The sequence below is a fragment of the Limnohabitans sp. genome (genome assembly GCF_038134685.1).
Lineage (GTDB): Bacteria > Pseudomonadota > Gammaproteobacteria > Burkholderiales > Burkholderiaceae_C > Limnohabitans_A.
This window is the reverse complement of the sequence record NZ_JAYPVP010000023.1, coordinates 23,919-34,855: the sequence shown is the minus strand read 5'-3', so window position 1 is coordinate 34,855 and position 10,937 is coordinate 23,919. Positions and strand designations below refer to the sequence as shown.

Genomic DNA, 10,937 nt, shown 5'->3' with positions numbered 1-10,937 from the left:
CGCTCAAAGCGGCGCAGGTGTTGGCCACCATCGACCAGCAGCGTGGTGCCGGTGATCGATGCATTGTCCAGCGCAAAAGCCACGGTGGCTGCCACGTCCTGCGGCGTGGACGATCTGCCCAGGGGGCTGAGCTGGTGCAGCTGTTCAAACTTGTCCTGGCTGAGCATGTGGCTGGTCAGCGTCAGGCCGGGGGCTACACCCACCACCCGGACCACCGGGGCCAAGGCCTGGGCCAGCAAGGTGTTGGCCGCTTCCAGCGCAGCTTTGGACAAGGTGTAGCTCAAAAAGTCGGGGTTGGGGTTCCACAGCTTCTGGTCCAGCAAATTGACCACCACCGCTGCGCCTGCGGGCGCCTGGCGTGCACAGGCGTGCGCATGCAGGGCTTGGGCTAAGGTAATGGGGGCTGCGGTGTTGCTGCGCAGGTGCTTTTGCAGCAACTCGTAGCTGAAGCTGTCCACCTCGTCGTGTTCAAACAGCGAGGCGTTGTTCACCACCGCATCCACCCGCCCGAACAAGGCTACCGCCTGGTCCATCAGGGCGCGGGTGGCCGATTCGTCATTCAAGTCGGCGCGAAGTACTTTGTGGGGCAGGCCGTTGATGGCATGACAATCACGCGCGGTTTGCTCGGCTTCGGTCACCGACTGGTGGCAATGCACGGCCACTTGCCAGCCCGCACGGGCCAGATGCAGGGCCATTTCGCGCCCCAGGCGGCGCGCCGCGCCCGTGATCAACACGACGCGTTCGGGCAGGACGGTGGGGTGAGTAGCAGGCATTGGGCGACAATTCGGGGGTGAACACAGAACACCCAAGTTTAACGACCGCGCTGAACCAGCGCATCCAGCAGGTTTTGGCGCAGGCTGGCGGCTGGATGCCGTTTGACCAGTTCATGGCCCTGGCCCTGTACGAGCCCGGCTTGGGCTACTACACCAACACCTTGCAAAAGTTTGGTGCCATGCCTGCATCGGGCAGCGATTTTGTCACCGCCCCGCTCATCAGCCCTTTGTTTGGCCAGACCTTGGCGACTCAAGTCGGCCAGGCCCTGAAGGCCACGGGTACGACCGAGGTGTTCGAGTTTGGCGCTGGCACCGGCGCACTGGCTTTGCAGTTGCTGGACACCTTGGGCGACCAGGTGCAGCACTACAGCATCATCGACCTCTCGGGCACCCTGCGCGAGCGTCAGGCCAAAACCCTGGCCGCGCACGCCCACAAAGTGCGCTGGCTGCAAAGCTGGCCTGAGGTGATGGAAGGCGTGGTGGTGGGCAATGAGGTACTGGACGCCATGCCCGTCAAGCTGCTGGCGCGTGTGGATGGTGTCTGGCACGAACGCGGTGTGGTTGCAGATGCTGAGCAGTGCTTTGCTTGGGCGGACCGTCCCACGGAACTGCGCCCACCGGTGGATATTGAAGGCGAGCAGGACTACCTGACCGAAATTCATCCACAAGCCGAGGCCTTCGTGGCCAGCCTGGTCGAACGCATGCAAGCCGGGCGCGGCGGCGCGGCCTTTTTTCTGGATTACGGTTTTCCCGAGGCCGAGTACTACCACCCTCAGCGACACATGGGCACCGTCATGTGCCACCACCTGCACGAAGCTGACGACAACCCGCTGGACAAAGTTGGCCTCAAGGACATTACCGCACACATCAACTTCACCGGCATTGCCGTGGCAGCGCAAAACGCCGGCATGGACGTGCTGGGGTATACCAGTCAGGCGCGGTTCCTGCTCAACCTGGGGCTGGCGCAGCGCATGGAACAAGCCAGCTTGGCCGAACGCACGCAGGCCGCACGCCTGCTCAATGAACACGAAATGGGTGAGCTGTTCAAGGTGATTGGCCTGGCCGTTGGCGGTGACTGGCTGGCGCAAGGCTTTGAGGCGGGCGACCGCTCCCACCGGCTGTAAGAGGGACGCAGATGTTTCGCTGGCTGATCGTCACGTTTTTGGCGCTGATCATTTTCAGCGGCCTGCAGCCATGGTTGCAGAAGCTGGGTCTGGGGCGTTTGCCTGGCGACTTCCATTTCCGGCTGTTTGGCCGCGAGTGGCAAATTCCGCTGGCCAGCTCGGTGGTGCTGAGCCTGCTGGCGGCGGCGCTGGCCAAATGGCTATGAAACACTTGTGCTCTTGAATATCCCGGGGAGTACCCCCATTTGCAAGGCAATGACTTGTTGAAAGTGCCTTCCATGACCGACTCCCTGCACATTGTTTGCCCCCACTGCCACAAAACCAACCGCGTCAAAACCGCGGACATGGGGGCGGGTGCCCATTGTGGCCAATGCCACAAAGCCCTGTTCGAGGCTCACCCCGTGGCGCTGGATGACAGCAACTTCGACGCCCACATTGGCCGCAACCACATCCCTGTGCTGGTGGATTTCTGGGCGCCCTGGTGCGGTCCCTGCCGCATGATGGCGCCCGCTTTCGAGCAGGCTGCAGTCATGCTGGAGCCCAACGTGCGTCTGGCCAAAGTCAACACCGAAGAAGCTCAGCAACTCGCGGCGCGCTTCAACATTCGCAGCATTCCCACGCTGGCCTTGTTTGTAAACGGCCGCGAAGTGGCGCGTCAGGCTGGCGCTTTCCGCTCGGCGCAAGACATTGCCGGTTGGGTGCGCTCGCACCTGTGAGTCTGCAGGGTGAGCGCTGGGGTGCTCAAAGCGTGGCTGCGATGGCCGCCGTGCGTGCCGCCTCGACACGCTCACCAATCTGAGCGCCCTTCAGGCCCTCCCGCGCAGCTGCGGCAGCAATGTCTGCGGTGACCACGCCTAGCGCCGCCTGCAGGGCGCAGCTCAGCCGAGCGGCTTGCGGGTAGGCGATCGCCTCCAGGCCCAAGCGCCCGCGTGCATCAGCCTCGCAGGCTTGCAGCACCAGGGCGAAGCGCTCGGGCTGGCGAATGGCGTCGCATCGCGTCAGCAAACGCATCACCGCTGCAGCGTTGAGTTCGCCACTGCGGTGAATGTTGCCGTGTTCCCGGGCCACCACATCGGCCAGTTCCTTGCAGTCATTAGGCACACGCAGACGCTTCGCCACCTGCAGAGCCAATTTGGCACTGCGGCCTTCGTGCCCAATGTGGCGCGGCAGCACATCGGCCGGTGTGGTGCCTTTGCCCAGGTCGTGCATCAGGCAGGCCCAACGAACGGACAGCGGCGTTTGCAGTTGCGCCGCCATGTCCAGCACCATCATCAGGTGCACGCCGGTGTCAATTTCGGGGTGGTATTCGGCGCGCTGGGGCACGCCCCACAGGCGGTCCACTTCGGGCAGCAGCACTTTGAGGGCGCCACACGCGCGCAGCACCTCGAACATGCGCGAAGGCTTGTCGGTCATCAATCCGCGAGACAGTTCCTGCCACACGCGCTCGGGTACCAGATGGTCCACCTCGCCGTCCTGCACCATGTGGCGCATCAGCTGCAGGGTTTCGTCGGCCACTCTGAAGTCGGCAAAGCGGGCTGCAAAACGTGCCAGCCGCAAAATGCGTACCGGGTCTTCCGCAAACGAGCTGGTCACGTGTCGCAACACCTTGCTTTGCAGATCACGCAGGCCGTTGAACGGGTCCACCAGGTGTCCCGCCCATTGATCAGGGGCGAGGTGTGCCAGTGCCTCGGGCACGGCCATGGCGTTGATGGTCAGGTCGCGGCGCGCCAGATCTTCTTCGAGCGTGACGTCGGGCGCAGCCTGAACCGCAAAGCCCTTGTAGCCGCGAGCGGTCTTGCGCTCGGTCCGCGCCAGGGCGTACTCCTCGCGGGTTTGGGGATGCAGGAAAACCGGAAAGTCCTTGCCGACGGGTTCGTAGCCCAGTGCAGTCATGGCTTCAGGCGTGCTGCCCACCACGACCCAGTCGCGGTCGTTGACGCTGTGGCCCATCAGGCCATCGCGTACCGCGCCACCGACCACAAACACGTCCATGGAATTCCTTGATCAGTTGGGGACAGAGCTGAAGATCTGTCCCGCAAGTCATTTAATTTCGGAGCCGGAAGGGCTCTTCAAAATCAATAAAGTCTTTTTCAGCCCGTGCGCCGTCCGTCCAGGCCTTGACGCCGGGCAGTGCGCAAACGCGGTCCATATAAGCTGCAATGTCTGCGGGCACTGGCAGGGCGTAGGTTTTGAGCCGCATGACTACCGGCGCGAAATACGCATCGGCCACACTGAACGCACCCAACAGCATGGGGCCGCCATGCGCGGCCAGCAAGCCGCTCCACATGGACACCAGGCGCTCCAGGTCTTTGCGTACGGCGGGCTTGTCGCGCAAGGCCAGGGCGCCCACCTCGGGCAGATGGGCCTCGATGTTCATCGGGCAAGCGCTGCGCAGGCCGGTAAAGCCGCTGTGCATTTCGGCGCAAATGCTGCGGGCCCGGGCGCGGGCCGTGCGCTCGGCGGGCCAGAGTTGTTTCTCGGGAAACTGCTCGGCCACGTACTCGGCAATGGCCAGGGTGTCCCAGATAGTCAGGTCGCCATCGACCAGCACGGGCACTTTGCCCACCGGGGAGACGGCGTCCATGGTGCTGCGAAAACCGCTGCCGGGTGCAAAGCTGTCAAAGCGCACCATGACTTCGTCAAAATCAATGCCCGCCTGGCGCAGCAGCACCCAGGGACGCATGGACCACGAAGAGTAATTTTTGTTGCCGATGTAGAGCTTGAGCATGGAGGTTCCCTGACCGTGAACCTGCATGGTAGCAGCAGGCGTTTCAGTGTCGGGCGCGGTAACGCTCCAGCCTGCTGCGAGGTCCGCGTTGGCCCAGATAACCGGGTGCAACGCCAGCCAGACTGGCAGCCTGGATAGCCAAGGCAGACAACCCTGGCACTTGGTCGCTGGCCACGTTGTCCACCCGCATTGAGGCCAGGTTGTCGCGACTCATCAAAGGCTCGCCGGGCAGCAGCTCCATGGCCAGCGCCTGTGGGTAGCCCATCCACAGCGGCATGGGCACCACCAGGCGACCACGACCACCGCAAAGCCCGGCCCACTGGCCAGACAGACGCACCAGTTCGGCCAGGGTGTACACGTCGGGCCCGCAAGCCTCGAACGTTTGGCCTGCGGTGTTCGGGTTCAAGGCGCAGTGCACCACAGCACGCGCTACATCCACCACCCACACAGGCTGAAAACGAGTGCGTCCTCCGGCCAGAGGCAGCACAGGTGCCAGGCGTTGCAAGCGGGCAAACAGATTGAGAAAGCGGTCTTCAGCGCCAAAGATGACGCTTGGGCGCAGGATCGTCAAAGCCAGATCAGCCTGCTGTAATACTGCTTCGCCACGGCCTTTGCTGCGCTGGTAGTTCGAAGGGCCTGCAGGGTCAGCTCCCAAGGCACTCACATGCACCAGGCGGCGCACACCGGCTGCGTGCATGGCCTGGGCCAGGCGCTGGGGCAGGCGCACATGCGCCGCCTCAAACTGCGCAGCGCTGCCATGCAGGATGGCAATCAGGTTGATGACCGCGTCGTGCTCGCGCACCAGTGACTGCAGCGCAGCGTCGTCATGCACATTTGCGCGCAGCACCGTCACGCCAGGCAAGGTTTGCACGGCCGTGGCACGGTCGGGACGACGCGTGGGCACCGTGACATCGCACCCGGCGCGCACCAGGTGCTCGCACACATGGCGGCCCACAAAGCCGCTGCCACCCAACACCAGAATGCGAGGTTTGTGCTGCATCGTGGAGCTCCTTAGCGTGCTTGGGCCAGCCAGCGTGTGGCCAGCTCGACCCAGTAGGTGGCGCCCAGCGGAATCAACTCATCGTTGAAGTCGTAGCTGGGGTTGTGCAGTGTGCAGGGGCCGCCGCCGTGGCCCATTTCGCGGTGCTGGCCATCGCCGTTGGCAATGAAGCAGTACGCGCCGGGCTTGGCCTGCAGCATGTAGGAAAAGTCTTCCGCGCCCATGGTGGGCTCTTGCGCCAGCACCTTGTCTGCGCCCACGATGGTGGCCATCACCTCGCGGGCAAAGGCGGCCTCGGGTGCGCTGTTGATGGTGGGTGGGTAATTGCGGTCAAACGTAAACTCGCAGTGGGCACCAAAAGCGGCGCAAATGCCGTCTGACAACTCGCGCATGCGCCGCTCGATCATGTCCAGTACCTCGATGCTGAAGGTGCGCACTGTACCCTCCAGCACGCAATAGTCCGGCACCACATTGGTGGCCTCGCCAGCGTGGATCATGGTCACCGAAATCACGCCCGCGTCCACCGGCTTTTTATTGCGGGTGATGATGGTCTGAAACGCCTGCACCAGTTGGCAGGCCACGGGCACCGGGTCGATGCCGTTGTGGGGCAGGGCGGCATGGCTGCCCTTGCCGCGAATCGTGATCTTGAATTCGTTGCTCGAGGCCATCACGGGGCCAGGGCTGACGGCAAAGCTGCCGGCGGGCATGCCCGGCCAGTTGTGCATGCCAAACACGGCCTCCATCGGGAACTGGGTGAACAAGCCGTCCTTGATCATTTCGCGGGCGCCGCCGCCGCCCTCTTCAGCAGGCTGGAAGATCAGGTAGACCGTGCCGTCAAAGTCCCGGTGTTGCGCCAGGTGCTGCGCCGCGGCCAGCAGCATGGCGGTGTGGCCGTCGTGGCCGCAGGCGTGCATTTTTCCGGCGTGCTGGCTGGCGTGGGCAAAGGTGTTGAACTCCTGCATGGGCAGGGCGTCCATGTCAGCTCGCAGACCGACACCCCGGCCGCAGGCACCGCCATCGCGCCCGTGCACAATGCCCACCACCCCGGTGGTGCCCATGCCCCGGTGCATGGTAATGCCCCACTCGGTCAGCTTGGCCGCGACGATGTCGGCGGTGCGCACTTCTTCAAAACACAACTCCGGGTGGGCATGCAGGTCACGGCGAATGGCCGCCATCGAAGGGGCTTGCGCCAGGATGGATTCGATCAGCTTCATGCGCACAGTCTAGCCGCTTGCGATGACGCTTTCCAATGTGAGGTTTTAGGTGCAGCAGGGCCCCGGCATCCGTCAAAATGCAGGCATGACCGAAATCGCTTCTACCGTGGTGCGCGGCGCCTGCCCGCACGACTGCCCCGACACCTGCGCCCTGCTCACCACCGTGGAAAACGGTCGCGCTGTGCGCGTGCAGGGCAATCCGGCCCACCCCATGACCGACGGCGTGCTGTGTGCCAAGGTGTCCAAATACACCGAGCGCACTTACCACCCTGAGCGCATCCTCACCCCCCTCAAACGCGTGGGCCCCAAGGGCAGCGGCCAGTTTGTGCCCGTGGGCTGGGACGAAGCGCTCGATGACATCGCCGAGCGTCTGCAAGCCATTGCGGCGCGCGATGCGCAGGCCATCCTGCCCTACAGCTATGCGGGCACCATGGGCCTGGTGCAGGGCGAATCGATCGCGGCGCGGTTTTTCCACAAACTCGGCGCGTCCTTGCTGGACCGCACCATCTGCGCCTCAGCCGGGGCCGAAGCCCTGACGCAAACCCTGGGCAACAAGGTCGGCATGAAGGTGCAGCACTTTGCAGGCTCCAAACTCATTGTCATCTGGGGCAGCAATTCGATTGGCAGCAATCTGCATTTCTGGCGCATCGCGCAAGAGGCCAAGCGCAATGGTGCACGGCTGGTGTGCATCGACCCGCGCAAAAGCGAAACCGCTGACAAATGCCACGAGCACATCGCGCTATTGCCAGGCACCGACGCTGCGCTGGCGCTGGCCGTGATGCACCAGCTCATCACCCATGGCTGGCTGGACCAGGACTACATCGACCGCTACACCCTGGGGTGGGACGCTTTGCGCGAACGTGCCCTGCAGTGGCCGCCCGAGCGCGCCGCGCAGGTGTGTGGCGTGCCGGTTGAGCAAATCGAGCGCCTGGCGCGCGACTGGGGCACCACACGGCCCGCAGCCATCCGCCTGAACTACGGCATGCAGCGCGTGCGCGGTGGCGGCAATGCTGTGCGCGCCATTGCCTGCCTGCCCGCGCTCACCGGCGCCTGGCGGCACCGCAGTGGCGGCTTGCTCATGTCCAGCTCCGGACACTTTCCGGTGCGCCGTGCCGCGCTGCAGCGGCCTGACCTGCAGGGCCAGCGCCGTCCGCGCACGATCAACATGAGCACGATTGGTGACGATTTGCTGCGTCAGTCATCCGACGAATTTGGCCCCAAGGTCGAGGCGCTGATCGTCTACAACAGCAACCCCGTGGCGGTGGCGCCGCAGTCGGGGCGGGTGGTGCAGGGCTTTGCCCGCGAAGACCTGTTCACCGTGGTGCTAGAACACTTCAAAACCGACACTGCCGACTACGCCGACTACATCCTGCCTGCCACCACGCAGCTCGAACACTGGGATATTCACACCACCTACGGCCACACCGATGTCCTGCTCAACCGTCCGGCCATTGCGCCGGTGGGGCAAGCCAAAACCAACACCGACATCTTCAGGGCGCTGGCGCATCGCATGGGCTTTGATGAGCCCTGCTTTGACGATTCCGACGAGCAGCTGTGCCGCATGGCCATGGGTGACGACAAAGACTTTGAGGTGCTGCTCGAACACGGCTTTGCCAGTTTGCCCATTCCTGATGCGCCGTTTGCCGAGGGCCACTTCCCGACACCCTCGGGCAAGTGCGAATTCTTCAGCCAGAGCCTGGCCGATCAAGGGCTGGACGGTTTGCCTGATCATGTGCCCAATTACGAAGTGCCGGGCACCGACGCACGCTACCCGCTGGCCATGATCTCGCCACCTGCGCGTAACTTTTTGAACTCCACCTTTGTCAACGTGCAAAGCCTGCGCGACATCGAGTCAGAACCCCTGCTCGAAATCCACCCACAAGACGCCGTGGTGCGCGGCATTGTCGACGGCGCGTTGGTCGAGGTCTTCAACGATCGGGGCCGCTACCTGTGCAAGGCGCGCGTGTGCGAGCGCGCCCGCCCCGGCGTGGTCAACGGTTTGGGCATCTGGTGGCGCAAGCTGGGGCTGGACGGCACCAACGTCAACGAGCTGACCAGCCAAAAGTTGACCGATCTGGGTCGCGCTCCTGTGTTCTACGACTGCCTGGTAGAAGTCAAGGCAAGTCTTCGTTGACCTCGGGTTGGTGGGGAGGACGTGGCCCCACAGTACCCAATCGGGCTTTCAGCGACTGGGGTTGCCCCGTGATGATGCTGGCGTACACCGTGGTGTTGGACAGCACTTTCTTCACGTAATTGCGGGTTTCGGCAAAGGGCACGTTCTCAGCCCAAATGGCGCCTTCAAGCGTTGGTCCTTTGCGCCAGGCTCTGGAGCGGCTGGGGCCCGCGTTGTACGCCGCAGCCGCCAAAGGCATGGAGCCACCGAAGTCGTCCAGCACCAGTTTCAGGTAAGCGGTTCCAATACGCACATTCACGTTCTTGTCGGTCAATTGCCGAGGTTCAAAACCGCTCAAGCCGATCTTGCGGGCCGTCCATTTGGCGGTGGCTGGCATCACCTGCATCAGCCCCGAGGCGCCCACATGCGAACGAGCATCCATGATGAAACGGCTTTCCTGCCGGATCAGGCCGTACACATAAGCCGGATCCAGGCCAATCTCCCCCGAACGCTGGACCACGATGTCGTGCAAAGGCATGGGATAGCGCTGCGCTGTATCGACCTCGTTGGGGGTGCGTTCGCTGGTGTTGATGCAGCGGTCCCAGACCTCGGCCTTGCATGCCAGATCGGCAGCCGCCAGCAGCTCGCGCTCATTCATGCCACCGCGAGTGTGCAAGTTGGTGCTGTAGTTCCATTCGCGCACCCCCTCGTTGCGCAAACCGATACGGATTGCATGCAGTGCCCGTTGCAGTCCGGGGTTGGCCCAGGCCAGTGCCTTTTCTTCGGGCGTCAAGGGCGATGGCGTGGCTGGCGCCGCGATCTTCTGTCCCAGCTCTTCAGCCGCCAGTTGCTCATAAAAACCCCGCATGCTGGCCACGCCTTGCAGCTGCGCACGCACGGCCTGGCGTTGCGCCTCGGTTCTGGCCAGAGCCAGTTGTGCTCGTGCACCCCAATACACCCAGGTCGGATCACGTTGTTCCTGCGGGCTCATGGCCGCTACCGCGCGCTGCACCACAGCCCAGTCCTGCTGGCGCAAGGCTGCACGCACCTTCCAGCCCAGCAGATCGTCATTGAGGTGTTCGTCATCACGTACCTTCGCAAAGTGGCTGTGCGCGTTGTCCTGCAGTTTCTGGGCAGCCTGTTTTCCAATCACGCCCCAGGTCCAGTCCTTTTCTTCGCGTGAGAGCATCAAGCCCCACTTTTTTTCCAAAAGCTCGGCCGCCTCGTCCGGGTCCTTGCTGGCCAGACGAATCAGTGCCAGCACGGCCAGCTCCTTGCGCTTGTGTGTGATGGCCACAATGCGTTTGCTCAGGTAGCGTTCGGGGTCGCTGGCGATCAGTGTCATCTGGTCAGCCACCCGTGGAGCTTCGATCTCGACGGCCATGCGCGCAGCCTTGGGGCGGTTGGCATCCATGGCCAGCCTGGCCTTGCGCCAGATGTCATCACCGCTGAGCTTTTTGCTGTTGTGCAAATGCTCGGCCACATAGGTGCAACCATCGTCGGCTTCACGCAAGCTGTACCAAAGACGTTTGACCTCTGCGGCCACATTGGCTTTGCTGTCCATGGCTTCGATGCCCAGCGCATAGCACTGGATCTCGCGGTCATCACGCATGCGATAGCCAGGGTGAATGCGCTTGAAGCTTGCCCAGTCGCGTTGTTTGCCCAATTGCAGCAGCCAGTCGGCGCGCAAGCGATCTTCGGCATACGTGCCTGCGTAGCGACTGAGCATGCGCTCAATCTCTTCGGTGCTGGCGGTGTCCAGACGCACGCGCAGTGCCCAGTAGGCCGCCCAAGGCTCCAGCGTATGACCTTGGGCCTGGGTGAGCAACTGCTGCAGTCGCAGTCGATCGCCCTTGGTAAAAGCCTGCTGCATTTGCAGCAATACCTCGTCTTGCGCCGTCAGGTTTTGGGCCAGGGCGGTGGGGTGCATGAGGCCGGTCAAAGCCAGGGCGCCAAGCAGTGTCAGAATTCGGTTCAACAGCATG

General features: G+C 63.3%; 10 protein-coding genes. 4 read left to right on the top strand and 6 right to left on the bottom strand.

Annotated features, from left to right (window positions below; translation table 11 throughout):
- The coding region (locus AAFM15_RS09910; RefSeq protein ID WP_341686554.1) for an SDR family oxidoreductase at nt 1–773 on the bottom strand (773 nt) is incomplete at its 3' end.
- A gap of 17 nt (nt 774–790) precedes the next feature.
- On the opposite strand from AAFM15_RS09910, the gene AAFM15_RS09905 reads away from it, so the two are divergent.
- The 3 genes from AAFM15_RS09905 to trxC all read left to right on the top strand — a co-directional run bounded on the left by AAFM15_RS09905 (nt 791) and on the right by trxC (nt 2,613).
- Complete coding sequence (locus AAFM15_RS09905; RefSeq protein ID WP_371833104.1) at nt 791–1,897, top strand: class I SAM-dependent methyltransferase; 1,107 nt, start codon at nt 791–793, stop codon at nt 1,895–1,897.
- Between the two features lie 11 nt (nt 1,898–1,908).
- Nucleotides 1,909–2,103, top strand: coding sequence for a DUF2905 domain-containing protein (locus tag AAFM15_RS09900; protein ID WP_341686553.1), 195 nt, complete (start codon nt 1,909–1,911; stop codon nt 2,101–2,103).
- Nucleotides 2,104–2,175: 72 nt separating this feature from the next.
- Nucleotides 2,176–2,613: a thioredoxin TrxC gene (gene trxC / locus AAFM15_RS09895; RefSeq protein WP_341686552.1), complete on the top strand. Its 438-nt coding sequence runs from the start codon at nt 2,176–2,178 to the stop codon at nt 2,611–2,613.
- 25 nt (nt 2,614–2,638) lie between these two features.
- Here the strand turns inward: trxC and AAFM15_RS09890 are convergent, their stop codons facing one another.
- Genes AAFM15_RS09890 through AAFM15_RS09875 form a run of 4 tightly spaced genes read right to left on the bottom strand, consistent with a single transcriptional unit; the run spans nt 2,639 to nt 6,839 of the window.
- On the bottom strand, nt 2,639–3,889 hold the full coding sequence (locus AAFM15_RS09890; RefSeq protein WP_341686551.1) for a multifunctional CCA addition/repair protein: 1,251 nt from the start codon (nt 3,887–3,889) through the stop codon (nt 2,639–2,641).
- Nucleotides 3,890–3,941: 52 nt separating this feature from the next.
- Nucleotides 3,942–4,625 (bottom strand): glutathione S-transferase family protein, encoded by a 684-nt coding sequence (locus AAFM15_RS09885; protein WP_341686555.1) that lies wholly within the window; start codon nt 4,623–4,625, stop codon nt 3,942–3,944.
- 43 nt (nt 4,626–4,668) lie between these two features.
- Nucleotides 4,669–5,625, bottom strand: a complete 957-nt coding sequence (locus tag AAFM15_RS09880) for a complex I NDUFA9 subunit family protein (protein WP_341686550.1) — start codon at nt 5,623–5,625, stop codon at nt 4,669–4,671.
- Nucleotides 5,626–5,636: 11 nt separating this feature from the next.
- Nucleotides 5,637–6,839, bottom strand: a complete 1,203-nt coding sequence (locus AAFM15_RS09875) for a M20 aminoacylase family protein (RefSeq protein WP_341686549.1) — start codon at nt 6,837–6,839, stop codon at nt 5,637–5,639.
- Nucleotides 6,840–6,924: 85 nt separating this feature from the next.
- Between AAFM15_RS09875 and AAFM15_RS09870 the strand changes: the two genes are divergently transcribed.
- Nucleotides 6,925–8,973 carry a molybdopterin oxidoreductase family protein gene (locus AAFM15_RS09870; RefSeq protein ID WP_341686548.1) on the top strand — a complete coding sequence of 683 codons (2,049 nt, stop codon included), beginning with the start codon at nt 6,925–6,927 and terminating at the stop codon, nt 8,971–8,973.
- Here the strand turns inward: AAFM15_RS09870 and AAFM15_RS09865 are convergent.
- Complete coding sequence (locus AAFM15_RS09865) at nt 8,954–10,936, bottom strand: transglycosylase SLT domain-containing protein (RefSeq protein ID WP_341686546.1); 1,983 nt, start codon at nt 10,934–10,936, stop codon at nt 8,954–8,956. The two genes, AAFM15_RS09870 and AAFM15_RS09865, sit on opposite strands and share 20 nt — an antisense overlap.
- Between the last annotated feature and the right edge of the window lies 1 nt (nt 10,937).

What these genes read in the sequence shown, in the direction of transcription:
- AAFM15_RS09900 (WP_341686553.1), top strand. Translation starts at nt 1,909, where the DNA reads ATGTTTCGCTGGCTGATCGTCACGTTTTTGGCGCTGATCATTTTCAGC.
- AAFM15_RS09880 (WP_341686550.1), bottom strand. Translation starts at nt 5,625, where the DNA reads ATGCAGCACAAACCTCGCATTCTGGTGTTGGGTGGCAGCGGCTTTGTG.
- AAFM15_RS09865 (WP_341686546.1), bottom strand. Translation starts at nt 10,936, where the DNA reads ATGCTGTTGAACCGAATTCTGACACTGCTTGGCGCCCTGGCTTTGACC.
- trxC (WP_341686552.1), top strand. Translation starts at nt 2,176, where the DNA reads ATGACCGACTCCCTGCACATTGTTTGCCCCCACTGCCACAAAACCAAC.
- AAFM15_RS09890 (WP_341686551.1), bottom strand. Translation starts at nt 3,889, where the DNA reads ATGGACGTGTTTGTGGTCGGTGGCGCGGTACGCGATGGCCTGATGGGC.
- AAFM15_RS09885 (WP_341686555.1), bottom strand. Translation starts at nt 4,625, where the DNA reads ATGCTCAAGCTCTACATCGGCAACAAAAATTACTCTTCGTGGTCCATG.
- AAFM15_RS09875 (WP_341686549.1), bottom strand. Translation starts at nt 6,839, where the DNA reads ATGAAGCTGATCGAATCCATCCTGGCGCAAGCCCCTTCGATGGCGGCC.
- AAFM15_RS09870 (WP_341686548.1), top strand. Translation starts at nt 6,925, where the DNA reads ATGACCGAAATCGCTTCTACCGTGGTGCGCGGCGCCTGCCCGCACGAC.